At 71.2% G+C, this 25,080-nt stretch carries 21 protein-coding genes; 11 read left to right on the top strand and 10 right to left on the bottom strand.

Going from position 1 to position 25,080, the window contains the following annotated elements; all coding sequences use genetic code 11:
- Window positions 1-46: 46 nt before the first annotated feature.
- Entirely contained in the window at window positions 47-4,645 is a 4,599-nt protein-coding gene (gltB, locus tag ACFY5C_RS15700) for a glutamate synthase large subunit (RefSeq protein ID WP_389444837.1), read from the top strand.
- Complete coding sequence (locus ACFY5C_RS15695) at window positions 4,638-6,098, top strand: glutamate synthase subunit beta (RefSeq protein WP_389444617.1); 1,461 nt, start codon at window positions 4,638-4,640, stop codon at window positions 6,096-6,098. The genes gltB and ACFY5C_RS15695 overlap by 8 nt, the downstream gene beginning before the upstream one ends.
- Window positions 6,099-6,233: 135 nt before the next feature.
- On the opposite strand, the gene ACFY5C_RS15690 is transcribed toward ACFY5C_RS15695, so the two are convergent.
- The gene (locus ACFY5C_RS15690) at window positions 6,234-7,103 is read right to left on the bottom strand and encodes a rhomboid family intramembrane serine protease (protein WP_389444835.1); all 870 of its coding nucleotides are present in this window, start codon (window positions 7,101-7,103) and stop codon (window positions 6,234-6,236) included.
- Between the two features lie 259 nt (window positions 7,104-7,362).
- Here ACFY5C_RS15690 and ACFY5C_RS15685 point away from each other — a divergent pair, with 259 nt between their 5' ends.
- Complete coding sequence (locus ACFY5C_RS15685; RefSeq protein WP_389444616.1) at window positions 7,363-8,088, top strand: vWA domain-containing protein; 726 nt, start codon at window positions 7,363-7,365, stop codon at window positions 8,086-8,088.
- Window positions 8,089-8,172: 84 nt separating this feature from the next.
- Window positions 8,173-9,819 (top strand): cytochrome bc complex cytochrome b subunit, encoded by a 1,647-nt coding sequence (locus ACFY5C_RS15680; RefSeq protein WP_389444615.1) that lies wholly within the window; start codon window positions 8,173-8,175, stop codon window positions 9,817-9,819.
- Here the strand turns inward: ACFY5C_RS15680 and ACFY5C_RS15675 are convergent.
- Window positions 9,797-10,762 (bottom strand): acyl-CoA dehydrogenase family protein, encoded by a 966-nt coding sequence (locus ACFY5C_RS15675; protein WP_389444614.1) that lies wholly within the window; start codon window positions 10,760-10,762, stop codon window positions 9,797-9,799. The two genes, ACFY5C_RS15680 and ACFY5C_RS15675, sit on opposite strands and share 23 nt — an antisense overlap.
- Window positions 10,762-11,901 (bottom strand): acyl-CoA dehydrogenase family protein, encoded by a 1,140-nt coding sequence (locus ACFY5C_RS15670; RefSeq protein WP_389444613.1) that lies wholly within the window; start codon window positions 11,899-11,901, stop codon window positions 10,762-10,764. Before ACFY5C_RS15670 ends, ACFY5C_RS15675 begins: the two co-directional genes overlap by 1 nt.
- 97 nt (window positions 11,902-11,998) lie before the next feature.
- Between ACFY5C_RS15670 and ACFY5C_RS15665 the strand changes: the two genes are divergently transcribed.
- Genes ACFY5C_RS15665 through ACFY5C_RS15655 form a run of 3 tightly spaced genes read left to right on the top strand, consistent with a single transcriptional unit; the run spans window position 11,999 to window position 14,616 of the window.
- A complete protein-coding gene (locus ACFY5C_RS15665) occupies window positions 11,999-12,781 on the top strand; it encodes an SDR family oxidoreductase (RefSeq protein WP_389444611.1) in 783 nt (260 codons plus the stop codon).
- 15 nt (window positions 12,782-12,796) lie between these two features.
- Entirely contained in the window at window positions 12,797-13,432 is a 636-nt protein-coding gene (locus ACFY5C_RS15660; RefSeq protein ID WP_389444609.1) for a TetR/AcrR family transcriptional regulator, read from the top strand.
- A gap of 26 nt (window positions 13,433-13,458) precedes the next feature.
- The gene (locus ACFY5C_RS15655) at window positions 13,459-14,616 is read left to right on the top strand and encodes an acetyl-CoA C-acetyltransferase (RefSeq protein WP_389444607.1); all 1,158 of its coding nucleotides are present in this window, start codon (window positions 13,459-13,461) and stop codon (window positions 14,614-14,616) included.
- A gap of 2 nt (window positions 14,617-14,618) precedes the next feature.
- Here ACFY5C_RS15655 and ACFY5C_RS15650 read toward each other — a convergent pair whose 3' ends face one another.
- The 5 genes from ACFY5C_RS15650 to ACFY5C_RS15630 are packed head-to-tail and all read right to left on the bottom strand — an operon-like array spanning window position 14,619 to window position 18,662.
- Window positions 14,619-15,260, bottom strand: coding sequence for an SIMPL domain-containing protein (locus tag ACFY5C_RS15650; protein WP_389444606.1), 642 nt, complete (start codon window positions 15,258-15,260; stop codon window positions 14,619-14,621).
- Window positions 15,257-16,321, bottom strand: coding sequence for an NAD(P)H-dependent flavin oxidoreductase (locus tag ACFY5C_RS15645; RefSeq protein ID WP_389444834.1), 1,065 nt, complete (start codon window positions 16,319-16,321; stop codon window positions 15,257-15,259). The genes ACFY5C_RS15650 and ACFY5C_RS15645 overlap by 4 nt, the downstream gene beginning before the upstream one ends.
- The gene (locus ACFY5C_RS15640; protein ID WP_389444832.1) at window positions 16,321-17,052 is read right to left on the bottom strand and encodes a CoA-transferase subunit beta; all 732 of its coding nucleotides are present in this window, start codon (window positions 17,050-17,052) and stop codon (window positions 16,321-16,323) included. Before ACFY5C_RS15640 ends, ACFY5C_RS15645 begins: the two co-directional genes overlap by 1 nt.
- 14 nt (window positions 17,053-17,066) lie before the next feature.
- On the bottom strand, window positions 17,067-17,903 hold the full coding sequence (locus ACFY5C_RS15635; protein WP_389444605.1) for a CoA transferase subunit A: 837 nt from the start codon (window positions 17,901-17,903) through the stop codon (window positions 17,067-17,069).
- Window positions 17,904-18,662: an enoyl-CoA hydratase family protein gene (locus ACFY5C_RS15630; protein ID WP_389444603.1), complete on the bottom strand. Its 759-nt coding sequence runs from the start codon at window positions 18,660-18,662 to the stop codon at window positions 17,904-17,906.
- Window positions 18,663-18,716: 54 nt separating this feature from the next.
- Here ACFY5C_RS15630 and ACFY5C_RS15625 point away from each other — a divergent pair, with 54 nt between their 5' ends.
- Together ACFY5C_RS15625 and ACFY5C_RS15620 are read left to right on the top strand one after the other, a co-directional pair.
- On the top strand, window positions 18,717-19,457 hold the full coding sequence (locus ACFY5C_RS15625; protein WP_389444602.1) for an SDR family oxidoreductase: 741 nt from the start codon (window positions 18,717-18,719) through the stop codon (window positions 19,455-19,457).
- A 1-nt stretch (window position 19,458) separates the two neighbouring features.
- The gene (locus tag ACFY5C_RS15620; RefSeq protein ID WP_389444600.1) at window positions 19,459-20,364 is read left to right on the top strand and encodes an SDR family oxidoreductase; all 906 of its coding nucleotides are present in this window, start codon (window positions 19,459-19,461) and stop codon (window positions 20,362-20,364) included.
- A 31-nt stretch (window positions 20,365-20,395) separates the two neighbouring features.
- Here ACFY5C_RS15620 and ACFY5C_RS15615 read toward each other — a convergent pair whose 3' ends face one another.
- Window positions 20,396-21,292: a hypothetical protein gene (locus ACFY5C_RS15615; RefSeq protein ID WP_389444598.1), complete on the bottom strand. Its 897-nt coding sequence runs from the start codon at window positions 21,290-21,292 to the stop codon at window positions 20,396-20,398.
- 160 nt (window positions 21,293-21,452) lie between these two features.
- On the opposite strand from ACFY5C_RS15615, the gene ACFY5C_RS15610 reads away from it, so the two are divergent.
- A complete protein-coding gene (locus ACFY5C_RS15610) occupies window positions 21,453-22,250 on the top strand; it encodes a S1 family peptidase (protein ID WP_389444597.1) in 798 nt (265 codons plus the stop codon).
- 22 nt (window positions 22,251-22,272) lie between these two features.
- Here the strand turns inward: ACFY5C_RS15610 and ACFY5C_RS15605 are convergent, their stop codons facing one another.
- A complete protein-coding gene (locus ACFY5C_RS15605; protein WP_389444595.1) occupies window positions 22,273-24,042 on the bottom strand; it encodes a beta-galactosidase family protein in 1,770 nt (589 codons plus the stop codon).
- Between the two features lie 128 nt (window positions 24,043-24,170).
- Between ACFY5C_RS15605 and ACFY5C_RS15600 the strand changes: the two genes are divergently transcribed.
- Entirely contained in the window at window positions 24,171-25,058 is an 888-nt protein-coding gene (locus tag ACFY5C_RS15600; RefSeq protein ID WP_389444831.1) for a helix-turn-helix domain-containing protein, read from the top strand.
- Window positions 25,059-25,080 lie beyond the last annotated feature (22 nt).

The raw sequence follows: 25,080 nt of genomic DNA, 5'->3' as shown, positions 1-25,080 counted from the left end.
TCCCTCGGCAATTTGCATATGCCAGATGACGACGACGGGAGAGCCGATGCGTACGCCGCGCCAGCCGTCCCAGCACTCCACGAATGGCCAGAACTGGTCGTTCATGGATGCTCGCCCTGCTGCGCAGGGTATGTACGACCCCCGCAACGAGCACGACGCCTGTGGCGTCGGCTTCGTGGCCACCCTCACCGGCGAGGCGAGCCACACGCTGGTCGAGCAGGCGCTCACCGTTCTGCGCAATCTCGAACACCGCGGCGCCACGGGCTCCGAGCCCGACTCGGGCGACGGCGCGGGCATCCTCTCCCAGGTGCCGGACGCCTTCCTGCGTGAGGTGACCGAATTCGAGCTGCCCCAGGCCGGTGCTTATGCCGTCGGTATCGCCTTCCTGCCGGAGGACGGGACCCAGGACGCCGTCTCGCAGATCGAGACGATCGCGTCCGAGGAGGGCCTGAACGTCCTCGGCTGGCGTGAGGTCCCCGTCGCGCCCGACCTGCTGGGCGCCACCGCCCGTTCGACGATGCCCGCCTTCCGGCAGGTGTTCGTCGCCGACGGTTCCTCGGAGGGCATCGACCTCGACCGCAAGGCCTTTGTGCTGCGCAAGCGCGCCGAGCGCGAGGCCGGCGTCTACTTCCCGTCGCTGTCGGCACGCACGATCGTCTACAAGGGCATGCTGACCACCGGCCAGCTGGAGCCCTTCTTCCCGGACCTGTCCGACCGCCGCTTCGCCTCGGCCATCGCCCTCGTCCACTCGCGCTTCTCCACGAACACCTTCCCGTCGTGGCCGCTCGCGCACCCGTACCGCTTCGTCGCGCACAACGGTGAGATCAACACCGTCAAGGGCAACCGCAACTGGATGGTGGCCCGCGAGTCGCAGCTCGTCTCCGACCTGTTCGGGTCCGACGGCAAGGCGCTGGACCGCATCTTCCCGGTGTGCACGCCGGACGCCTCCGACTCCGCGTCCTTCGACGAGGTGCTGGAGCTGCTGCACCTGGGCGGCCGTTCGCTGCCGCACTCCGTGCTGATGATGATCCCGGAGGCGTGGGAGAACCACGACTCCATGGACCCCGCCCGGCGCGCCTTCTACCAGTTCCACTCCACGATGATGGAGCCCTGGGACGGCCCGGCCTGTGTCACCTTCACCGACGGCACCCAGGTCGGCGCCGTGCTCGACCGCAACGGCCTGCGCCCCGGCCGCTACTGGGTCACCGACGACGGCCTCGTCGTCCTCGGCTCCGAGGTCGGCGTCCTCGACATCGACCCCGCCAAGGTCGTCCGCAAGGGCCGCCTGCAGCCCGGCCGGATGTTCCTCGTCGACACCGCCGAGCACCGCATCATCGAGGACGACGAGATCAAGGCCCAGCTCGCGGCGGAGAAGCCGTACGCCGAGTGGCTGGAGGCCGGCGAGATCGAGCTGTCCGACCTGCCCGAGCGCGAGCACATCGTGCACACGCACGCGTCGGTCACCCGCCGCCAGCAGACCTTCGGTTACACCGAGGAGGAGCTGCGTGTCATCCTCGCGCCGATGGCCAAGGCCGGCGCCGAGCCGATCGGCTCGATGGGCACCGACTCGCCGATCGCCGCGCTGAGCGACCGGCCGCGCCTGCTCTTCGACTACTTCACCCAGCTGTTCGCGCAGGTCACGAACCCGCCGCTGGACGCCATCCGCGAGGAGCTCGTCACCTCGCTGTTCTCGTCCATCGGCCCCCAGGGCAACCTGCTGGAGCCGACGGCCGCGTCCTGCCGCAGCGTCACCCTGCCGTTCCCGGTGATCGACAACGACGAGCTGGCCAAGCTCATCCACATCAACGCCGACGGCGACATGCCCGGCTTCAAGGCCGCGACCCTGTCCGGCCTGTACCGGGTGCACGGCGGCGGCGACGCCCTCGCCGCGCGCATAGAGGAGATCTGCGCCGAGGCCGACGCCGCCATCGAGAACGGCGCCAGGCTGATCGTCCTGTCGGACCGCCACTCCGACGCCGAGCACGCGCCGATCCCGTCGCTGCTGCTCACCGCGGCCGTCCACCACCACCTCATCCGCACCAAGCAGCGCACCCACGTGGGCCTGCTGGTCGAGGCCGGCGACGTCCGCGAGGTCCACCACGTCGCCCTGCTCATCGGCTTCGGTGCCGCCGCGGTCAACCCGTACCTGGCGATGGAGTCCGTCGAGGACCTCGTCCGCGCCGGCACCTTCCTGCCGGGCATGGAGGCCGAGAAGGCCATCCGCAACCTGATCTACGCCCTCGGCAAGGGCGTCCTGAAGGTCATGTCCAAGATGGGCATCTCCACCGTCGCCTCCTACCGCGGCGCCCAGGTCTTCGAGGCCGTCGGTCTCGACGCCGCCTTCGTGGAGAAGTACTTCAACGGCACCGCCACCAAGATCGGCGGCGTCGGCCTCGACGTCATCGCCAAGGAGGTCGCCGCCCGCCACGCCAAGGCCTACCCCGCCTCCGGCATCGCCCCGGCGCACCGCGCGCTGGACATAGGCGGCGAGTACCAGTGGCGCCGCGAGGGCGAGCCGCATCTGTTCGACCCGGAGACGGTCTTCCGCCTCCAGCACTCCACGCGCACCGGCCGCTACGACATCTTCAAGAAGTACACCGAGCGCGTGAACGAGCAGTCCGAGCGCCTGATGACGCTCCGCGGGCTCTTCGGCTTCAAGTCCGACCGGCAGCCGATCTCCATCGACGAGGTCGAGCCGGCCAGCGAGATCGTCAAGCGCTTCTCCACCGGCGCCATGTCGTACGGCTCCATCTCCAAGGAGGCGCACGAGACCCTCGCCATCGCCATGAACCAGCTGGGCGGCAAGTCCAACACCGGTGAGGGCGGCGAGGACGCGGACCGGCTGTACGACCCGGCGCGCCGGTCCAGCATCAAGCAGGTCGCGTCCGGCCGCTTCGGCGTGACCTCCGAGTACCTGGTCAACGCCGACGACATCCAGATCAAGATGGCCCAGGGTGCCAAGCCCGGCGAGGGCGGTCAGCTGCCCGGCCACAAGGTCTACCCGTGGGTCGCGAAGACGCGTCACTCGACGCCGGGCGTGGGCCTGATCTCCCCGCCGCCGCACCACGACATCTACTCCATCGAGGACCTGGCTCAGCTGATCCACGACCTCAAGAACGCCAACCCGCAGGCCCGCATCCACGTGAAGCTGGTCTCCGAGGTCGGCGTCGGCACGGTCGCCGCGGGTGTCTCCAAGGCACACGCGGACGTGGTCCTGATCTCCGGTCACGACGGTGGCACGGGTGCCTCCCCGCTCACCTCGCTGAAGCACGCCGGTGGCCCCTGGGAGCTCGGTCTCGCCGAGACCCAGCAGACCCTGCTGCTCAACGGCCTGCGCGACCGCATCGTCGTGCAGACCGACGGTCAGCTCAAGACCGGCCGTGACGTCGTCATCGCCGCGCTGCTCGGCGCCGAGGAGTTCGGTTTCGCGACCGCGCCGCTCGTCGTGTCCGGCTGCGTCATGATGCGCGTCTGCCACCTGGACACCTGCCCGGTCGGCATCGCCACCCAGAACCCGACGCTGCGCGACCGGTTCACCGGCAAGGCCGAGTACGTCGTGAACTTCTTCCAGTACATCGCCGAAGAGGTCCGCGAGATCCTCGCCGAGCTGGGCTTCCGCACCATCGAGGAGGCCGTTGGGCACGCCGAGACCCTCGACGTGGCCCGCGCGGTCGACCACTGGAAGGCGCAGGGCCTGGACCTGGCCCCGCTGTTCCACGTGCCCGAGCTGCCCGACGGCGCGGTGCGCCACGCGGTGGTCGAGCAGGACCACGGCCTGGAGAAGGCGCTCGACAACGAGCTCATCAAGCTCGCCGCCGACGCGCTGGCCGCGGACTCGGCGACCGACGCCCAGCCGGTGCGCGCCCAGGTCAAGGTCCGCAACATCAACCGCACGGTCGGCACCATGCTCGGCCACGAGGTGACGAAGAAGTTCGGCGGTGCCGGTCTGCCCGACGACACCATCGACATCACCTTCACCGGTTCCGCGGGCCAGTCCTTCGGCGCCTTCCTCCCGCGCGGTGTCACGCTGCGCCTGGAGGGCGACGCCAACGACTACGTGGGCAAGGGCCTCTCCGGCGGCCGCGTGATCGTCCGTCCCGACCGGGGCGCCGACCACCTCGCCGAGTACTCGACGATCGCGGGCAACACCATCGCGTACGGCGCGACCGGCGGTGAGCTGTTCCTGCGCGGTCGTACGGGCGAGCGGTTCTGTGTCCGCAACTCCGGCGCGACGGTCGTCTCCGAGGGCGTGGGCGACCACGGCTGCGAGTACATGACCGGTGGCCACGCGGTGGTCCTGGGTGAGACGGGCCGTAACTTCGCGGCCGGCATGTCCGGCGGCATCGCGTACGTCATCGACCTCGACCGCGACAACGTCAACGTCGGCAACGTCAGCGCCGTCGAGGCCCTCGACGACACCGACAAGCAGTGGCTGCACGACGTGGTCCGCCGCCACCAGGAGGAGACCGGCTCCACGGTCGCCGAGAAGCTCCTGGCCGAGTGGGAGACCGCCGTCGAGCGCTTCAGCAAGATCATCCCCAGCACGTACAAGGCAGTGCTCGCCGCCAAGGACGCCGCCGAGCGAGCCGGTCTCTCCGAGACCGAGATCACCGAGAAGATGATGGAGGCGGCGATCAATGGCTGACCCGAAGGGCTTCCTGAACCACGGGCGCGAGGTCGCCAAGTCCCGCCCCGTCGACGTACGCCTCAAGGACTGGAACGAGGTCTACGTCCCCGGCTCCCTGCTGCCGATCATCAGCAAGCAGGCCAGCCGCTGCATGGACTGCGGCATCCCGTTCTGCCACAACGGCTGTCCGCTCGGGAACCTGATCCCCGAGTGGAACGACTACGCCTACCGCGAGGACTGGGCCGCCGCCTCCGAGCGTCTGCACGCGACCAACAACTTCCCGGAGTTCACCGGTCGCCTCTGCCCCGCTCCCTGCGAGTCGGCGTGCGTGCTCGGCATCAACCAGCCGGCCGTCACCATCAAGAACGTCGAGGTCTCGATCATCGACAAGGCGTGGGACAGCGGTGACGTCGAGCCGCAGATCCCGGAGCGCCTGTCCGGCAAGACCGTCGCCGTCATCGGCTCGGGCCCGGCGGGCCTCGCCGCCGCCCAGCAGCTCACCCGGGCCGGCCACACCGTCGCCGTCTACGAGCGCGCGGACCGCATCGGAGGCCTTCTCCGTTACGGCATCCCCGAGTTCAAGATGGAGAAGCGGCACATCAACCGCCGTATCGAGCAGATGCGCGCGGAGGGCACCCGCTTCCGCACCGGCATCGAGATCGGCCGCGACCTCAAGGCGACCGACCTGAAGAAGCGGTACGACGCCGTCGTCATCGCCGCCGGCGCCACGACCGCCCGTGACCTGCCGGTCCCCGGCCGCGAGCTCAAGGGCGTCCACCAGGCCATGGAGTACCTGCCGCTGGCGAACAAGGTCCAGGAGGGCGACTACGTCACCTCCCCGATCTCCGCCGAGGGCAAGCACGTCGTGGTCATCGGCGGTGGCGACACCGGCGCCGACTGCGTGGGCACCGCCCACCGTCAGGGCGCGGCCTCCGTCACGCAGCTGGAGATCATGCCCCGCCCGGGCGAGGACCGCGCGCCGCACCAGCCGTGGCCGACCTTCCCGATGCTCTACAAGGTCACGTCCGCGCACGAGGAGGGCGGCGAGCGGGTCTACTCCGTCTCCACCACCCACTTCGAGGGCGACGAGGACGGCAACGTCCAGTGGCTGCACCTCACCGAGGTCGAGTTCATCGACGGCAAGCTGACCCCGAAGCCGGGCACGGAGCGCAAGATCCCCGCCCAGCTGGTCACGCTGGCCATGGGCTTCACCGGCCCCGACCGCGACAACGGACTCGTGGACCAGTTCGGCCTGGGCCTCGACGAGCGCGGCAACATCGCCCGCGACGCCGACTTCCAGACCAACGTGCCGGGCGTGTTCGTCGCCGGTGACGCCGGCCGTGGCCAGTCGCTCATCGTGTGGGCCATCGCGGAGGGCCGCTCGGCCGCCCGCGGCTGCGACCGCTTCCTGACCGGCGCGAGCGAGCTGCCCGCGCCGATCCGGCCGACGGACCGCTCGCTGATGGTCTGACGGCACCACAAGTGGCCTGACGGTCACTCATACACGTCCCGTACAAAGGCGTACGGAACACAGACGGCGCCTGCCCACAGTCCCCGACCGGACGACTGGGCAGGCGCCGCCGCCTTGAGTCCCAGGGGCCGCCCCTCAGGCCGTCAGCTCCGACACCTTCGTGACCGCGAGCACCGCCAGCAGCACCAGCACGCCCACGCACGCGGCCGTCTGGATCAGGACCTGGCGCGGGCCGCGCGGGGCGTACGCGTAGGCGAGGGTCACCGCGGCGCCCGTCAGCAGTCCGCCCAGGTGGCCCTGCCAGGAGGTGAGGCCGGCGGAGAGCAGCAGCCACAGGAGCAGGAACGCCATGAAGCGGTTGACGGCTCTCATGTCCGCGCCGATCCGGCGGGCGAGGACGTAGTACGCGGCGCCGAGCCCGAAGATCGCGCCCGACGCGCCGACCGACTCCACGTTCACGTCGGTGAGCAACAGCTGGAGCACCGAGCCGCCGAGCGTCGACAGCAGGTACAGCGCGATGTAGCGGACCCGTCCCAGCATGGGCTCCACGACCCGGCCGAGCTGCCACAGCGAGAGCATGTTCATCACGATGTGCAGCAGCCCGAAGGTGCCCTCGGTCGGCGGCAGGTGGAGGAAACCGCTGGTCAGCAGCCGCTCCCACTGCCCGGCGACCAGGCCTTCGGCGTGGAAGTCCGAGGGGTGGCCGGAGACGTAGACGTAGTAGCCGCCGTCCGGCCCGACCAGCCGGGCGCTGAGCATCGAGAACCGGTCCAGGATCTCCGGACGCACCACCTCGGCCAGATAGGCGAGGACGTTGAGCCCGATGAGTACGGAGGTCACGAGCGGGGTCGCGGAGATCCGCCCGCCGACGAGCGTCCGGGCCTGCCGTACCGACCGCGAGCCCTCCTTCACGCACTCCACGCACTGATGGCCGACGGCCGCCTCGCGCATGCAGTCCGGGCAGATGTACCGGTCGCAGCGGGTGCAGCGGACGTGGGACTCCACCTTCGGGTGGCGATAGCAGGCGGTGACCGCGGGCCTGTCGGGCTCGGACTCGACGGCATCGGACTTGGCGGCGTCGGGCCTGACGGCCTCGGACTCTGCGGACTCGGGCTCCACAGCCGGCTCCTCAAAGGACTGGACGGACGATGAGCCGGTGGGGACGGCGGCGATCAAAATAGCGAACACCTGTGGACGGAGGGACAGGTGGGGCCGGTGGTGCCGTAATCTCGGCAGCCGTACGGACGCACTTGGGGGAGAACGTATGGCGGCGATCAGTCTCAGCAAGGTCGAGGAGACCGCGCCCGCGCTGGTCAGTCTGTACAAGAGCGCCGGTGTGTCGCTGCACAAGCACGGGCTGGACGGGGTGCGGGCCGCGGTCTATCTGGTGGTCGACTACTCCGGTTCGATGAAGCCGTACTACAAGGACGGCAGCGTGCAGGCGCTCGCCGACCGGGTGCTCGGGCTGTCGGCGCACCTCGACGACGACGGGACAGTCCCGGTGGTCTTCTTCTCGACCGACGTCGACGCCGAGACCGAGATCGCGCTCGCCGACCACCAGGGGCGGATCGAGCGGATCGTGGCCGGGCTCGGCCACATGGGCAAGACCAGCTACCACCTGGCGATGGACGCCGTCATCGATCACTACCTGGACAGCGGGTCGCGGGAACCGGCCCTGGTCGTGTTCCAGACCGACGGCGGGCCCATCAACAAGCTCGCCGCGGAACGGTACCTGTGCAAGGCGGCCCCGCTTCCGCTGTTCTGGCAGTTCATCGGCTTCGGAGACCCGGCGAGCCGGCAGTTCGACTTCCTGCGCAAGCTCGACGAGCTGGCGGTGCCGGGCAAAAGGGTGATCGACAACGCCGGGTTCTTCCACGCCGGTTCGGATCCGCGGCAGGTGTCCGACGCCGAGCTGTACGACCGCCTGGTCGCGGAGTTCCCGAAGTGGCTCGTGGCGGCCCGGGCGCAGGGGATCGTACGGGCCGCCTGACCTGTCGGCGGCCTGTTCGCCCCGTTGGCGCAGCCCCTGGGGCCATGTCACCCTGTGGGTGATCCGACGGGGAGGCGACGACCTATGCACGGCGCACGACCGGGGAACGAGGGAACAGCGGCGCGGCGGCCCGCACCGCCCGGCAAGGGCGAGAAGGTCGCCGACTGGGCGGACGGGCGGCTCGGGCTGTACGCGCTGGCCAAGGCCAACATGCGCAAGGTCTTCCCGGACCACTGGTCCTTCATGCTGGGCGAGGTCTGCCTCTACAGCTTCCTCATCCTGATCCTCACGGGCGTCTACCTCACCCTGTTCTTCGACCCGAGCACCAACGAGGTCGTCTACAACGGCTCCTACGAGCCCCTCAACGGGGTCCTGATGACGCGGGCGTACGAGTCCACGCTCGACATCAGCTTCGACGTGCGCGGCGGGCTGCTGATCAGGCAGATCCACCACTGGGCGGCGCTGGTCTTCGTCACCGGCATGCTGGTGCACATGATGCGGGTGTTCTTCACCGGCGCCTTCCGCAAGCCGCGCGAGCTGAACTGGGTGTTCGGCTGGACCCTGCTGATGCTCGGCATCATCACCGGCCTGACCGGCTACTCCCTCCCCGACGACCTGCTGTCCGGCACCGGCCTGCGGTTCGCGCACGGCGCGATCCTGTCGATCCCGATCGTGGGCACCTACGTGGCGTTCTTCCTCTTCGGCGGGGAGTTCCCCGGCGAGGACTTCATCGCACGCCTCTACCCGATCCACATCCTGCTGCTGCCCGGGATCATGCTCGGCCTGGTGGTCGCCCATCTGATCCTGGTCTTCTACCACAAGCACACGCAGTACCCGGGCCCCGGCCGTAACCAGAAGACGGTCGTCGGCATGCCCTTCCTGCCGGTGTACATGGCCAAGGCGGGCGGCTTCTTCTTCCTCGTCTTCGGCGTGCTGACGGTCATGGGCGGCATCGCCAGCATCAACCCGGTGTGGGCCTTCGGGCCCTACCGCCCGGACCTGGTGACCACGGGCGCCCAGCCCGACTGGTATCTCGGCTTCTCCGAGGGCCTGATCCGGGTGATGCCGGGATGGGAGCTCAACGCCTGGGGCCACACCCTGGAACTGGGCGTCTTCATCCCCTTCTCGCTCTTCCCGCTGATCCTCCTCGCGCTCGGCGTGTATCCCTTCATCGAGGCGTGGATCACCGGCGACAAACGCGAGCACCACATCCTCGACCGGCCGCGCAACATGCCCGTGCGTACCGGCCTCGGCGCGGCCTGGCTGAGTCTGTACGCGGTGCTGCTGATCGGCGGCGGCAACGACATCGTGGCCACCCATCTGCATCTGTCGATCAACGCCATCACGTGGTTCGTGCGGGTCTCCGTCTTCGTCGTGCCGGTCCTCACCTTCTACGTGACCAAGCGGATCTGTCTCGGGCTGCAGCGCCGGGACCGGGCAAACGTGCTGCACGGCAGGGAGACGGGCACCATCAAGCGGCTCCCGCACGGTGCGTACGTCGAGGTCCACGAGCCTTTGTCGCAGGGACAGCTGTTCACGCTCACCCAGCACGAGCAGGAGGCGCCGTACGAGATCGGTCCGCTCGTCGACGCGGGCGGCGTCCGGCGCCGGGTCAGACCGGTCCAGCGGGTGCGGGCCCGGCTGGCGCGGGCGATGTTCGGGCCGACGACGCGGATCACCAAGCCGACGGTGGAGGAGTACCGCGAGGTCACCAGCGGCGATCACCACTGAGCACCTCGGCCCTGCACCGGTTGGGGCTGCCCCAGGCGGTGCGCAAGGCGCGGGCCTTGGTCAGCCACAGCGACAGGTCGTACTCCGCCGTGTAGCCGATCGCGCCGTGCAACTGCAGCGCCGTACGGGCGGCGGCGTACGCGGCCTCGCAGGCGGTGACCTTCGCGGCGGCGATGTCGGCGGGCGCCATGGTGAGCGCGGCGCCGAAGAGCAGCGGCCGGGCGAACTCCAGGCCGATCTTCGCGTCGGCCAGCCGGTGCTTCACCGCCTGGAACGAGCCTATGGGGGCACCGAACTGGGTGCGCTGCTTGACGTAGCCGACGGTTCTGTCGAGCAGCGCGAGACCGACGCCGAGGGCTTGGGCGGCGGTGGCGAGACGGGCGTGGGCGAGCGTGTGCGGCGTGGGGGGATCCGGGCTGAGGAGTTCGCCGCCGGGTTCGAGGGACGTGAGGCGGCGGGCCGGGTCCAGGGAGGGGCGTACGGGGCCATGGCCGGGGGAGAGGTACAGGCCGTCGGGGGTGAGAGCGAGGCGGGTCGTGGCCACGTCGCCGTCCAGGGCATACGGTGCCGGCCACGCCAGCGTCGCCATGGCCTCGCCCGCCGCCAGGGCCGGCAGGAGCCGCTTGGCGGGGCCGGGGTCCGGCAGTTCGGCGAGCAGCGACGCCGCCGTGACCGTCTCCACGAGCGGGCCGGGCACGGCATGCCGCCCCAGCTCCATGAAGGCGAGGGCGAGTTCGACGGGCCGCGGCCCCAGCCCGTCGTATGCCTCGGGAACCGCCAGCGCGAACACTCCCGCGTCCGCGATACGGGACCACAGAGCCCGCCCACTCGCATGCTCGCCACGGCTCCAGTCCCGCACGACCGACGGCGTGTCCGCCGCCGTCAGCATCGAATCCAAGGAGTGTGCGAAGGCCCGCTGCTCGGGGTCGAGGAGAAACCGCATCAGCGCCTCCCTTTGGGCAAGCCCAGCAACCGCTCCGCGATGATGTCGCGCTGGATCTCGTTCGTGCCGGCGTAGATGGGCCCCGCGAGGGAGAAGACGTAGCGCTCGGACCAGTCGGTGTCGGTCAGTTCGCCGTCGGGGCCCAGGAGGTCGAGGGCTGCTTCGTGCAGGGCGATGTCGTACTCCGACCAGAAGACCTTGTTCAGGCTGGACTCCGGGCCGATGGACTCGCCGCCCAGGAAGCGGCAGGCCGCGGCGAGGGTGAAGAGCTGATAGGCACGGGCGCCGATCAGGGCGTCGGCCACGCCTTTCCTCGCGCTCTCGGGGCTGCCCCGGTCCTGCCAGAGCGCGTGGAGGCGGTCGGCGCTCGCCAGGAAACGGCCGGGGGAGCGCAGCATCAGGCCGCGTTCGTTGCCCGCCGTCGACATCGCGATGCGCCAGCCCTGGCCCGGCTCGCCGATCACGTCCTCGTCGGGCACGAACACCTCGTCCAGGAACAGTTCCGCGAAGGCGGGCTTGCCGTCGAGGCGGGCGATGGGGCGGACCGTGACACCGCGGGCGCGCAGGTCGAACATCAGGTAGGTCAGGCCCTGGTGGGGCTTCGGCGCGTCCGGGTCGGTGCGGAACAGGCCGAACGCGCGGTCGGCGAAGGCCGCGCGTGAGGACCACGTCTTCTGGCCGGTCAGCAGCCAGCCGCCCGCCGCGCGCGTGGCCCTCGACTTCAGGGACGCCAGATCCGAGCCCGCCTCCGGCTCCGACCACGCCTGGGCCCAGATCACCTCGCCGGTGGCCATGGGAGGCAGGACACGGGCGCGCTGCTCCTCGGTGCCGTGGTCGAAGAGGGTCGGGGCGAGGAGGCTGACGCCGTTCTGGTTGACGCGGCCCGGTGCGCCCGCCGCGTAGTACTCCTCCTCGAACAGCAGCCACCGCAGGAGCGAGGCGTCCCTGCCGCCGTAGGCCGTCGGCCAGTTCACCACCGACCAGCGTTCCGCGGCGAGGTCTGCCTCCCACGCCCGGTGTGCGGCGAAGCCCTCCTCGGTCTCCAGGGAGGGGAGCGGATCGGGCGGCACCTGCGCGCGCAGCCAGGCACGGGCCTCGGCGCGGAACGCCTCGTCGGCGGCCGAGTGGGTGAGGTCCACCGGTCGTGCTCCCTCCCTGCGAGCCCTGCAAGCCTCAAGGGCACTACGCGCCCTGCGAGTCTTCCCTAACAAGTGTTTGGTAGGTTAGCGTGCTGCCATGACAAACGTCGAGGCGCCGACGCCCGTTCCCGGGCACGGACTGCTCCGCGGGCGCACGGCCGTCGTCACCGCGGCTGCCGGCGCCGGCATCGGCGGGGCGACCGCGCGCCGCTTCCTCGAAGAGGGCGCCCGCGTGCTGATCAGCGACGCGCACGCGCGGCGCCTGAAGGAGTACGAGGCGGAGCTGGCGCGGGAGTTCGAGGGCGCGGTGGCGTCGGCGGTGTGCGATGTCACCGACGAGACGCAGGTGCAGGCGCTGCTCGACACCGCCGTGGCCGAGCACGGCCGACTGGACGTGGTCGTCAACAACGCGGGCCTCGGAGGGACTTCGCCGCTCGTCGACATGACCGACGAGCAGTGGTCGAAGGTCCTCGACGTGACCTTGAACGGCACGTTCAGATGCACCCGGGGCGCCCTGCGCCGGATGCGGGACACCGGCGGTGTGATCGTCAACAACGCCTCCGTCGTCGGCTGGCGCGCGCAGGCCGGACAGGCGCACTACGCGGCCGCGAAGGCGGGCGTGATGGCCCTGACCCGGTGCGCCGCGATCGAGGCGGCCGAATTCGGGGTGCGGGTCAACGCGGTGGCACCGAGCCTCGCCATGCACCCGCACCTGGCGAAGGTGACCACGCCCGAGCAGCTGGAGGAACTGACCGCGCGTGAGGCCTTCGGCCGGTACGCCGAGCCCTGGGAGGTGGCCAACGTGATCGTCTTCCTGGCCTCGGAGTACTCCTCGTACATGACGGGCGAGATCGTCTCCGTCAGCAGCCAGCACGCCTAGGACGACAATGGACCCGTGCCGACCAAGAAGAAGCCCCAGGTGACCGCCACCGGAAAGCCCGCGGCCGCCGCCGCTCAGGCGCGCCGCCGCGAACTCCTCGACACCGCCGCCGAGGTCTTCGCCGAGCAGGGCTACAACGCCACCACCGTACGCAAGATCGCCGACCACGCGGGCATGCTCGCAGGCAGCCTCTACTACCACTTCGACTCCAAGGAGTCGATGCTCGAGGAGATCCTGCGCTCCTTCCTCGACGAGCTGTGGAGCGGCTACGACGCCGTCCTGGAGGCCGAGCTCGACCCGCGCGAGACGCTGGAGGCGCTGGTCACCGAGTCGTTCCGGGAGATCGACCGGCATCGCGCCGCCGTCGCGATCTACCAGAAGGAGAACCGGCAGCTGGTGGCGCAGGAGCGGTTCGCGTTCCTCGCCGATTCGCAGCGCAAGTTCGAGAAGGCGTGGCTGTCCACGCTGGAGCGCGGGGTCGCGGCCGGGGTGTTCCGGTCCGACCTCGACGTCCGGCTCACCTACCGGTTCGTGCGGGACACGGTGTGGGTCGCCGCGTCCTGGTACCGGCCCGGCGGACAGCACACCCCGGAGGAGATCGCCCGGCAGTACCTGTCGATGGTGCTGGACGGGATCGCCGTTCGCACATAACCCACTGGTCCCATTGGGGAGTTGCCATGGCCGAGGCCTACATAGTCGAAGCGGTCCGTACGCCCGTGGGGCGGCGTAAAGGAGGGCTCAGCGCGGTCCATCCGGCCGACCTGGGCGCGCATGTGCTCAAGGAGCTGGTGGCGCGCGCGGGCATGGACCCGGTGGCCGTGGAGGATGTCGTGTTCGGCTGCCTGGACGCCGTCGGGCCACAGGCCGGGGACATCGCGCGGACCTGCTGGCTGGCCGCGGGGCTGCCCGAGGAGGTCCCGGGGGTGACCGTGGACCGGCAGTGCGGGTCCTCGCAGCAGGCCGTGCACTTCGCGGCGCAGGGCGTGTTGTCCGGTACCCAGGACCTGGTGGTCGCGGGCGGCGTGCAGAACATGTCGATGATCCCCATCGCCTTCGCCACCCGGCAGGCCGCCGAGCCGCTCGGCCTCACGGCGGGCCCCTTCGCGGGCAGCGAGGGCTGGCGGGCGCGGTACGGGCAGAAGCCGGTCAACCAGTTCGCCGGCGCCGAGATGATCGCCGCCAAGTGGGGGATCAGCAGGCAGGACCAGGAGGAGTTCGCGCTGCGCTCGCACCGGCGGGCGCTGCGGGCGATCGACGAGGGGCGCTTCGAGCGGGAGGTCGTGCCCTACCGGGACGTCGCCGTCGACGAGGGGCCGCGCCGGGACACCTCCCTGGAGAAGATGGCCGGGCTGAAGCCCGTCATCGACGGCGGCACGATCACGGCCGCCTGTTCCTCGCAGGTCTCAGACGGCGCGGCGGCGATGCTGCTCGCCTCGGAGCGGGCGGTGCGCGAGCATGGGCTCAGGCCCCGGGCCCGGGTGCACCACCTCTCGGTACGCGGCGAGGACCCCATCCGCATGCTCACCGCGCCCATCCCCGCCACGGCTCACGCCCTGAAGAAGACCGGCCTGTCGATCGACGACATCGACCTCGTGGAGATCAACGAGGCCTTCGCGCCGGTCGTCCTGGCCTGGCTGAAGGAGACCGGCGCCGACCCCGCCAAGGTCAACGTCAACGGCGGCGCCATCGCCCTCGGCCACCCCCTCGGCGCGACCGGCGTGAAGCTGATGACGACCCTCCTGCACGAACTGGAGCGCACGGGCGGCCGGTTCGGGCTTCAGACGATGTGCGAGGGCGGGGGACAGGCCAACGTGACGATCATCGAGCGGCTGTGACCTCAGCCGCCCAGTGAGAAGCCCAGGACCACGCCCGCGGACACCTCCACCATCCCCGGCGCGAGGTCGCCCGCGGAAGCGCCGCCACCGCCGCCGTGCCCGCGGTACTGGCGGAACTCGTACGACTCGGAGTCCACGTCCTGGATGTGCACCACCGTCCCCAGGGGCACGCCGGCGGCCTCCGTGTAGACCTCGGCCTTGCGCCGGGCGGCTGCCACCGCCCGGCGGCGCGCCTCGTCCCGCAGCGCGGGCTTGTCGTGTACGTCGAACTCGACGCCGTCGATGCTGCGGGCGCCGGCCTCCACCGCGTCCACGATGAGCTGCTGGAGGTCGTCCAGCGCCTCGGTCTCGACGACGTACTGGGCCTGGCAGAGGTAGCCGAGGAACTTCCGCGCGCCATTGGCATGGCCGTACTCCGAACTGAGCCTGAGCCGGGAGCCGGAGACCGAGGAGTCCGGTATCCCGTGCCGGCGCACCACCTCGCGCAGCCTCGTCACCGCCGTGCCGGCCTCGTGGAACGCCTGGTCGGGGGCGGGCTCCAGCACCTCCACGCCCAGCTTCACGCGCACCAGCTGCGGCTCCGCCCGCACACTGCCCGCGCCAAAAACACTGAGCCCCCAGGGCTCCTTGATCGTCTCCGTCATGCGGGCATTGAAGCACCGCCCACCGGCAGCCCGCTCATGGTTTGCGCGGCCTGGGCCATGATCCGCTCCACCAGTTCCGCGCACGACGGCAGGTCGTCGATGACACCGGCGACCTGCCCGGACGCCATCACCCCCAGATCCGTACGGCCGTCCACCATCGCCGACTTGAGCAGCATCGGTGTGTTGGCGGCGAGCAGGACCTGGCTCCAGGTGAGGTCCTTGCCGTGCCGCAGCGAGAGGCCGTCGCGGACCAGTTGCCGCCAGGTCAGTCCGGACAGCCGCCTGAAGCCCACCGCCCGCCGCAGGGCATGGACCAGCGCGCTCGCGCGGCCGGCGTTCTCCAGCTCGGCCACCAGCTCCGTACGCAGCATCCGATGGGGCAAGCCGTCGACCGCCCGTGTGACCGTGACGTCCCGGACCGTCGCCGCCAGATACCGCGCCTTCACCGCGTCCGGCACCGTCGAGTCCGAGGTCAGCAGGAACCGGGTGCCCATGGCGACGCCCGCCGCCCCGTAGGCCAGCGCGGCGACCAGACCCCGGCCGTCGTGGAAACCGCCCGCCGCCACCACCGGTATGTCCACGGCATCGACCACCTGCGGCAGCAGCACCGTCGTCGCCACCTCGCCGGTGTGCCCGCCACCCTCCCCGCCCTGCACGATCACCGCGTCCGCGCCCCACGCCGCGACCTTCTCGGCATGCCGCCGGGCACCGATCGAGGGCACGACGACCACACCCGCGTCCTTGAGCTCGGCGATCAGCTCACGCGACGGCGCGAGGGCGAACGAGGCGACGCGCACCCCCTCTTCGATCATGACGCCGACCCGGTCGCCGGCGTCCGCGGCGTCCGCCCGCAGATTCACGCCGAACGGCGCGTCCGTACGGGACTTGACCTCGCGTATCGCCTCTCGCAGCCGGTCGACGGTCATCGTCGCCGAGGCCAGGATGCCCAGCGCCCCCGCGTTCGCCGTCGCCGAGACCAGCCGGGGGCCCGCCACCCAGCCCATCCCCGTCTGCACGATCGGGTGGCGGACGCCGACCAGCCGGGTCAGCGGTGTCTCCATCACGCACCGACCTCCCTGGCGCGGGAGTTCTCCGGGTCGATCACCTCGCGGATGAGCCGCAGCTCCTCGGCGGTGGGCTCGCGGGTCGGCGGTACGTCGTCGGGGACGGCCAGGTCGAAGCCGGTGGCCTCCCTGACCTGAGCCGGCGTGACTCCCGGATGCAGCGAGGCCGGGCGCATCGAGTGGTCCGGCGTGGCGAAGTCGAAGACGCCGAGGTCGGAGACGACACGGGGGATGCGGTGGTACCGGGCGTCGCCGGCGTGGTCGTAGCCGACTCCGCAGACCATGTCGACCTTCTCGACGAAGACCCGCCGGGAATGCCTGGGGATCCAGTAACTGGTCGGATTGTTCAGGGTGTTGACCGGTGCGCCCCGCACTCCCAGCAGCTGCCGCTTCGGTTGCTCCCAGTCGCCGATGCACGAGATGTTCTGGTTGCCGAAGCGGTCGATCTGGCTCGCGCCCATCATCACGTGCCGCCTGCCACCGCTGACCAGCGCCAGATGCTGCCGGTACGGCAGCCAGCCCTCGGCCGTGCCGTCCGGGCGGACCAGCATCGCCTCGCCGTCGGTCAGCAGCAGGTCCGGCGCGAAGGTCAGCCGGGCCAGCCGGGCCCCCACGGACGGGATGAGGCCCATCGGGCTCGCCAGGATCTCACCGGCGTCGCGCCAGGCCTCGGCGCAGGCGATCACGCAGTACTCGGCGCGGGTGGCCCCTCCCACGGCCTGACTCATGTCCCCACGTCGGCTCACGTCCCCTCCTTGGCCGCCGCCTGGTACGCCTGCTCGTCCCCGCCCAGGAAGCGTGCCGCGAACTCCGGCCAGGGGGTGGTCGCGTATGTCTTCTGGAAGGCCTCGTCCCGGCCGTAGTCGGGGGCGCAGGACGTGAAGTGCGCGCCGTTCGGAGCCTCGACCACGCCCGTCACCGTGTGCCGCTTGATCAGCAGCGACTGCGGTGGCGCCTCCTTCGTCAGCTCCGCCGTGTCGACGACCCGTTCGCAGGAGACGTACGCCGTGTCCGCCGCAGCGCAGAACAGGTCGTCGAAGTACGGGTCGGGGCCCAGATACTGACCGTTGCCCTGCCGGTCGGCGCGGTTCACATGGACCAGGGCCGCGTCCAGGCGCAGGGCGGGCATGGCGACGAACGTCTCCCCGTCGTCGTACGGCGAAGTCACCGTCCGCAGACCGGGGTTGACCCGCATCACGTCCGAACCGATCCCGGCCCGCACGGGCAGGAACGGCAGCCGGTTCGCCGCCGCGTGCAGCCCCCACATGAACATGGCCTCGTCGATCTCCGTCAGTTCGAAGGCGCCGCCCTCGCGTGCCGCCCGGTAGTGCGGTTCGAGGGGGATCGAGTCGAGGGTGACGAACGCCGCGACCAGCTTCCGCACCCGTCCGGCAGCGGCCAGCATGCCCACGTCCGGACCGCCGTACGAGACGACGGTGAGGTCGGTGACGTCGGACCGGAGCAGGGCCCTGACCAGGGCCATCGGTTTGCGGCGCGAGCCCCAGCCGCCGATGCCGAGGGTCATGCCGCTGCGCAGCCTCGATGCGACCTCGTCGGCGGTCATCGTCTTGTCACTCACCTACGCACCCTTCTCTCCGAAGGTGTCACGGACCCGGTCGGCCACCCCGCTGAGGTTGGCCTCGAAGGTGAATCCCTGCTCGAAGCGGTAGCTGCGGTGCACGTCGACGGGGTCGATGCCGTTGATGGCCGCCTTCGCCAGGCGCAGCAGCTGCCCGTCCTTCGCGGCGATCTCACCGGCCAACCCCAGGGCGGCGGCGTGCAGTTCCGCGCGCGGTACGACCCGCCACACCGAGCCGTGCGCGTGCAGCTCGGCCGCGGTCGCCGTGCGCGAGGTGTAGTACAGCGCGCGCATGAGGTGCGGGGGGACCAGCCGGGCCAGATGCGTGGCAGCGCCCAGGGCTCCCCGGTCCAGCTCGGGCAGCCCGAAGGTGGCGTCCTCGCTCGCCACGATCGCGTCCGCGTTGCCCACCAGGCCGATGCCGCCGCCCAGGCAGAAGCCGTGCACCGCCGCCACGACGGGCACCTCGCAGTCGTACACGGCGCCGAAGGCCTGCGCGCAGGCGTGGTTGACGCCGATCAGCGCGCGGTGCCCGTCCCGCTGGATCTCCTTGATGTCCACGCCCGCGTTGAACCCGCGTCCCTCGGCCGCGAGCACGACACACCGGATCTCCGGATCGCGGCCGGCCGCCCGCACGGCGTCGGCCAGGGCGTACCAGCCGTCCACCGGCAGGGCGTTCACCGGTGGGAAGTCGACCGTGACGACGGCGATCCCGGTCTTCTCCGCCCCCTTTTCCGGAGACGAGGTGGAGACACTCATGGCCGCATCAGCTACCTTTCCACCAAACGTTTGTTAGGTGAAGGGTAGCCGGGAATGGGGCTGGACGGGAAGGTCGTGGTCGTCACCGGCGGTACGCGCGGTGTCGGTGCCGGGATTGCGAAGACGTTCGTGCAGGCCGGCGCCCACGTCGTCGTCTGCGCGCGCAGACCACCCGAAGTCCCGCTCCCAGGAGTGGAATTCAGGCCGCTCGACCTCCGGGACCCGGAAGCCGTCCGGGCCTTCTTCGCGGCCCTGCCCCGCCTCGACGTCCTGGTCAACAACGCGGGTGGCACGCCGTACCGGCGGTTGACGGACGCGGATGCCGTCCGGCACGCGCGCGTGATCGAACTGAACCTGGTCGCGCCGCTCACGGCCTCCCTGGCCGCGTACGAGCACCTGAAGCGCGCACGAGGCTCGGTGGTGATGATCGGCAGCGTCAGCGGCGGCCGTCCGTCGCCCGGGTCGGCGGCCTACGGGGCGGCCAAGGCCGGGCTGGAGAGCCTGGCCCGGTCGATGGCAGTGGAGTGGGCGCCGGAGGTGCGGGTCAACACGCTGGTCGTCGGCATGGTCCGCACGGAGCAGTCCCACCTCCACTACGGCGGCGAGGACGGCATCGCCGGCGTCTCCCGCACCGTCCCGCTCGGCCGCCTCGCCGAACCGTCCGACGTCGGCGCGGCCGCCGCCTTCCTCGCCTCCGACACCGCCGCCTACATCAGCGGGGCGAGCCTGCTCGTGCACGGCGGGGGCGAGCGGCCGGTGTTCCTGGAAGCAGCGACGGTCAACAAGGAGGCATGACATGGGCCGGATGTGTGAAGGGCGGGTCGTCGTCGTGACGGGCGGGGGGCGCGGGCTCGGGCGCGCGCACGCGCTCGCGTTCGCGGCCGAGGGGGCGAGGGTCGTCGTCAACGACCTCGGTGTCGACCTCGACGGCGCCCCGGCCGCCGACAGCCCCGCCCGGCAAGTGGTCGACGAGATCCGTGCGGCGGGCGGCGAGGCGGTTGCGCACGGGGGCGACGTGGCGACCGGCGCCGGGGCGGCATCGCTGGTGGCGGGCGCGCTGGAGACGTACGGGCGGCTCGACACGCTCGTCAACAACGCCGGGTTCCTGCGGGACCGGATGCTGGTCAACCTCGACGAGGACGACTGGGACGCCGTCGTACGGGTCCACCTCAAGGGCCACTTCCTGCCCCTGAAGCACGCGGCCGCGTACTGGCGGGCGGAGGCGAAGGCGGGCCGTGCCCCTGTCGCCCGAGTCGTCAACACGAGCAGCGGGGCGGGGCTGTTGGGCTCGCTCGGGCAGGGCAACTACAGCGCCGCGAAGGCCGGAATCGTCGGGCTGACCCTGGTCGCCGCGGCCGAGTTCGCCCGCTACGGCGTCCAGGTCAACGCGATCGCCCCGGCGGCGCGTACCCGGATGACGGAGCGGGCCTTCGCCGAGACGATGACGGCCCCCGAGGCCGGCTTCGACGCCATGGCCCCGGAGAACGTCTCCCCGCTGGTCGTCTGGCTGGGTTCGGCCGCGAGTGACGCAGTGACGGGGCGGGTCTTCGAGGTGGAGGGCGGGCGGATCACGGTGATGGAGGGATGGCGGGCGGGACCGACGGCGGACAAGGGGGCGCGGTGGACCCCGGGGGAGGCGGGGGAGGCGGCGGTGAAGCTGCTGGGGGAGGCGGGGGTGCCGGGGGCGGTGTACGGGGCGTGAGGTTGCATCGCCCTGCGGGTGGGGCGAAGCGCTACGTGTCGCACTCCAGCACCGTCCGGCACAACCCGCACCGCGCCCGAACCCTCCCCCGCACCGGCACCCGAATCCGCTGCTGACACGTGGGGCACGGGAACGACACCCGCAGCGGCCCCCGCCCGTCCGGTGTGAACGTATACGGCACCCCCGGCTGGGCCCCCGCTCCGTGATGGTCCTGGGCGTGACGCCGATCGCGGGCGTAGCGGCGCCGCCCCGCCCATCCGGCCGCCGTCAGCGGAGGCTGCTGCTCGTCGCGGCGGGCCTCGGCCATGCCCTTCATATACGCCGTGTACGCCTGCGGACTCGTGAACCACACCGAGGGGTCCTCGGCGAAGACCAGCGCCCGCTTGGCGAGGACGTATCCGAACTCCTCCGGCGTCAGATACCCCAGCTTCTGCGAGGACGCCGAGTCCTCCCGGTACGCGTCGAGAAGCAGCCAGCCCGCCCCGAGATACGTCGTCGCCGTGTCCGTGAGGATCTCGTTGTCGCGCGTGCCGGGGAGGGACAGTCCGAGGCGATGCAGGTACACATGCATCACCTCATGGGCCAGTGCCGCGCCGATGTCCCGGCGATGGGTGCGGAAGCGGTCGTTCAGCTCGATGAAGTACTCGGGCCCGGCGGTGAGTTCGACACTCGCCGCGTGGGTCATCTCCCGGAAGCTGACGATCAGACGTGCGTCCGGCAGGCGGTAGTGCCGCACCAGTTCGCGGGCCACCCGCTGCGCACCCAGATACAGATCGTCCGTGTCGCAGAACGCCACATCGGCAGGCACCACACTGGTCCCGAACGTCTGGACGGTGTCGTAGGAAAGCCGCCTGTAGAGCGCGGTGATCGAGGCCCGCACCGTCTCCAGGTGCGGGAAGCCGTGCTGGACCGGTCCGCCGTTCGCCACGCCCGTACCCCCAAGACGCCTTGAACCCGATTCCACTCTACGGGGATGTGAGGGGATTTTCCCTGGTGGGGTTCCACGCCCGGAGCGTGAGATCCGTCCTTGCCAGGCAGGCCATCTGATCTTCATACTGCGGGCCGCTCAACACGCCATGAAAGGACGTATGTTGACCCCCAGCTCGCCGAAGAGAAGCGGCATAACCCTGGCGAAGAGGGCCGCGGCGGTGGGTGCCGTCGCGCTCGCGGTCGCCTCCCTCCAGCCCCTCAGCGCGCAGGCCGCGTCCACCCGCATCGTCGGTGGAACGCCCGCCGCGCAGAATGAGTTCCCGTTCATGGTCCATCTCTCGATGGGTTGCGGCGGGGCGCTCTACAAGAAGGACGTCGTCCTGACCGCGGCCCACTGCGTGCCGGGCTCCGGCAACAACACCCGCATCACCGTCACCGCGGGTGTCAACGACCTCGACTCCGCCTCCGCGATCAAGGTCAAGTCGACGAAGGTCAAGGTGGCCCCCGGCTACGACGGCACCGGCAAGGACTGGGCGCTGATCAAGCTCGCCCGGCCCATCGACAAGCCGACGCTGAAGATCGCCACCACGGACCGCTACAACCGCGGCATGTTCACGATCGCCGGCTGGGGCGACACCAAGGAGGGAGCCAACACGGGCACGACCAAGCTCCGTAAGGCGAGCGTCCCCTTCGTCGCCGACCGGGTGTGCAAGCGCCACTACGGAAACCGGCTGGTGTCGAAGGAGGAACTGTGCGCCGGCTATCAGCGCGGCGCCATCGACACCTGCCAGGGCGACTCCGGCGGCCCCATGTTCCGCAAGGACGACGCGGGCAAGTGGATCCAGGTCGGCATCGTGAGCTGGGGCGACGGCTGCGCCCGCCCCGGTGTGCCCGGCATCTACACCGAGGTCAGCCACTTCGCGAAGGACATCGCCCGCGCGGCGGGCGCGCTGTAGCCAGCCGAGGCACCCGCGTGCGTCAGACGGCCCGGAGGGCAGGGGCCTGCGCCTCGCCGGACCGGGCCGTCCCCTCGAGCTCCAGCAGCCACACGTCGTTGCCGCCCTCCCTCAGGACGGGCCCAGGTACGTACAGCGAGCACTGCGGGCCCGTGGACCAGTAACGGCCGAGGCTGAAGCCGTTGATCCACACGAACCCGCGGGTCCGGCCCGGCAGCTCCAGACGGGCGTCACCGGCGCCCCGCACCATGACGGTGCCCCGGTACAGCCCCGGGGCACCGTCCCCCGGCAGCTCCCGCGACGGCACCGCCCGGACCCTCTCGATCTCGTCCAGCACCTCCAGCCGCAGCCCCCGCGCGCGTACGTCGTGCAGGTACTGCCGCTCATGCAGCACGCCCCCGGTGATCCCCTTGCGCTCGCCCAGCCGCGGCCCGTAGTTGACCCGCCCCAGGGACTCCACCCACAGCTCCACGCGCGCGTACCCGGCGACAGGCTCCTTCAGGCAGGCGTCGCCCTCCGTGAGCACCCCGGCCCGCTCCCCGTCGACGTACGCCACGGCGAGGTCCCGCAGCCCGCGCACCGTCAGCGGATACGGCTGCCGCGGCCCCGGCACCGTCACCTCGTACCGCACCAGGCCGCGCTCGACGCCGAGTTCCTCGAAGGAGGGCGGGACGGGACCTGACGACTGTGGGCCGCCCAGCGTCGCCAGTACGCCGCCCAGGGGCGCCCAGTCGGTCAGGACCGCCTCGGCCGGCGCGCCCAACGACGGGGGTGCGGGCGGGACTTCGGGCAGCGGGCCGTCGGCGTGGTCGGCGAGGATCTTCCGGAAGGCCCAGAACTTCTCCGTGGGGCGGCCGTACTCGTCGATCGGGGCGTCGTAGTCGTACGACGTCACATCGGGCTCCAGCGGCCCGTCGTGCAGCGCGCCGCCGCCCCGGTTGGCGCCCGCCCAGCCGGCGAAGCTCGTGCCGCCGTGCGCCATGTACAGGTTCACCGACGCCCCGCACTCGAGGATCTCCCGCAGGGCCGCCGCCGCGTCCTGGGGATCGCGTACGACGTGCTCGCCGCCCCAGTGGTCGAACCAGCCGCACCAGAACTCCATGCACATCAGCGGACCGCCGGGGCGGTGTCGGCGCAGCGTCTCGAACGCCTCACGCGCGTGGGAGCCGAAGTTCACCGTCGCCAGGACCCCCGGGACCGAGCCGCCGGAGAGCATGTGGTCCTCGGGGCCGTCCGAGGTGAAGAGCGGGACCGTGACGCCCTCGGTGCGCAGCACGTCGGCCAGCCACCGCAGGTAAGCCGCGTCGGAACCGTAACTTCCGTACTCGTTCTCGACCTGCACCATGATCACCGGGCCGCCGCGGTCGAGCTGCCGGGGCACGATCTCGGGCAGGAGGTGCCTGAACCAGCTCGCCACGTGACCCAGGTAGCGCTCGTCACGGGTACGCGCGCGTGCGCCCACCTCGGCCGTCAGCCAGTACGGCAGCCCGCCGTTCTCCCACTCGGCGCAGATGTACGGCCCCGGCCGCACGACCGCCCACAGCCCCGCCTCCCGGGCCGCGTCCAGGAACCGGCCCAGCGCCTGCACGTCCCGGCGTCGGCCCGGCTGCGGCTCGTGCAGGTTCCACGGCACGTACGTCTCCACGCAGTTGAGGCCCATCGCCCGCAGCATCGCCAGCCGGTGCCCCCACTGCGCCTCGTGCACCCGGAAGTAGTGCAGCGCGCCGGACAGCAGCCGCACCGGCCGCCCGTCCAGCAGAAAGTCTTCGTCCCCCACCGTGAACTCGCTCATGCGCCCACCCTCGCCTCTGGCGCAGGTCAGGGTCCATGGACAAAGATCGGCGCTGCTTGGACCGAAGGACGGGGCCGGTGGCACGCGAACAGCGGACGGGACCGGCGGCGCGGACGGGAGGCACGTGGATGTACCACACCTGGATGCGCTTCTTCACGCCCGGCCCCGCACACCACCGCCTCGGCCTCGCCTGCCTCGGCGTGGGCCTCCAGTACGGCGCCCTGCCGACCGTCGGGCCGAGGGTCCTGGACCACCATGTCGCCGTCGTGATCAGCACCGGCAGCGGCTGGTACGCCGCCCCCGACGGCCGCCGTACGACCGTCACCGCGCCCGCGCTGCTGTGGCTGACCCCCGGAGCGCCGCACCACTACGCGCCCGACCCCGGCACCGGCTGGGACGAGGGCTTCGTCGACTTCACCGGGCCCGCCGCACCGACGTACACCGAACTCGGCTACATCGAGCCCGGCCGGCCCGTCGTGCCGCTCTCGGACGCCGCCGGCCCACGTGCCGTCATCGGGCGCATCGCCCGCGCCGCGCGCCGCGACAACCCCCTGCTGGAGGTGGAGACCGGCGCCGCCGTCCACGAGCTCCTCGTCGCCCTGCGCCGCACCCGCGCCGACCTCGCACCCGACGGCGACCAGGTCCTCAAGGCCCTCGCCCGCGACGCGTGCCTGCCGCTGACGGTCGCCGACCACGCCGCCCGGCACGGCATGACCCCCGCCGAACTGCGCACCGCCGTGCGGCGCGGCGCCGGGTGCAGCCCCAAGGACTATCTGCTCGGCATCCGCCTGGGCCGCGCCAAGGAGCTGCTCGCCGCCACCGAACTGCCCGTCGCCGCCGTCGCCCGCCGCGTCGGCTACGACGACCCCGCCTACTTCTCCCGCCTGTTCACCCGCCGCGTCGGCATGGCCCCGGTCCGCTTCCGCGCCCAGCAGGGCCGCACCGTCCCCGGCGGCTGGAGCAACCAGGTCCCCGACCCCGACGATCCACCCGTGATCGAACGAACGACCAACTGAGCGGGCCCCGTAGGCTGGGCGC

It is taken from the genome of Streptomyces sp. NPDC012935 (genome assembly GCF_042900345.1).
Lineage (GTDB): Bacteria > Actinomycetota > Actinomycetes > Streptomycetales > Streptomycetaceae > Streptomyces.
This window is presented reverse-complemented; position numbering and strand designations above follow the sequence as displayed.

What these genes read in the sequence shown, in the direction of transcription:
- ACFY5C_RS15685 (WP_389444616.1), top strand. Translation starts at nt 7,363, where the DNA reads ATGGCGGCGATCAGTCTCAGCAAGGTCGAGGAGACCGCGCCCGCGCTG.
- ACFY5C_RS15645 (WP_389444834.1), bottom strand. Translation starts at nt 16,321, where the DNA reads ATGGAGACACCGCTGACCCGGCTGGTCGGCGTCCGCCACCCGATCGTG.
- ACFY5C_RS15675 (WP_389444614.1), bottom strand. Translation starts at nt 10,762, where the DNA reads ATGCGGTTTCTCCTCGACCCCGAGCAGCGGGCCTTCGCACACTCCTTG.
- ACFY5C_RS15650 (WP_389444606.1), bottom strand. Translation starts at nt 15,260, where the DNA reads ATGACGGAGACGATCAAGGAGCCCTGGGGGCTCAGTGTTTTTGGCGCG.
- ACFY5C_RS15695 (WP_389444617.1), top strand. Translation starts at nt 4,638, where the DNA reads ATGGCTGACCCGAAGGGCTTCCTGAACCACGGGCGCGAGGTCGCCAAG.
- ACFY5C_RS15630 (WP_389444603.1), bottom strand. Translation starts at nt 18,662, where the DNA reads ATGAGTGTCTCCACCTCGTCTCCGGAAAAGGGGGCGGAGAAGACCGGG.
- gltB (WP_389444837.1), top strand. Translation starts at nt 47, where the DNA reads ATGCGTACGCCGCGCCAGCCGTCCCAGCACTCCACGAATGGCCAGAAC.
- ACFY5C_RS15665 (WP_389444611.1), top strand. Translation starts at nt 11,999, where the DNA reads ATGACAAACGTCGAGGCGCCGACGCCCGTTCCCGGGCACGGACTGCTC.
- ACFY5C_RS15680 (WP_389444615.1), top strand. Translation starts at nt 8,173, where the DNA reads ATGCACGGCGCACGACCGGGGAACGAGGGAACAGCGGCGCGGCGGCCC.
- ACFY5C_RS15625 (WP_389444602.1), top strand. Translation starts at nt 18,717, where the DNA reads ATGGGGCTGGACGGGAAGGTCGTGGTCGTCACCGGCGGTACGCGCGGT.
- ACFY5C_RS15640 (WP_389444832.1), bottom strand. Translation starts at nt 17,052, where the DNA reads ATGAGTCAGGCCGTGGGAGGGGCCACCCGCGCCGAGTACTGCGTGATC.
- ACFY5C_RS15655 (WP_389444607.1), top strand. Translation starts at nt 13,459, where the DNA reads ATGGCCGAGGCCTACATAGTCGAAGCGGTCCGTACGCCCGTGGGGCGG.
- ACFY5C_RS15610 (WP_389444597.1), top strand. Translation starts at nt 21,453, where the DNA reads ATGTTGACCCCCAGCTCGCCGAAGAGAAGCGGCATAACCCTGGCGAAG.
- ACFY5C_RS15620 (WP_389444600.1), top strand. Translation starts at nt 19,459, where the DNA reads ATGGGCCGGATGTGTGAAGGGCGGGTCGTCGTCGTGACGGGCGGGGGG.
- ACFY5C_RS15605 (WP_389444595.1), bottom strand. Translation starts at nt 24,042, where the DNA reads ATGAGCGAGTTCACGGTGGGGGACGAAGACTTTCTGCTGGACGGGCGG.
- ACFY5C_RS15600 (WP_389444831.1), top strand. Translation starts at nt 24,171, where the DNA reads ATGTACCACACCTGGATGCGCTTCTTCACGCCCGGCCCCGCACACCAC.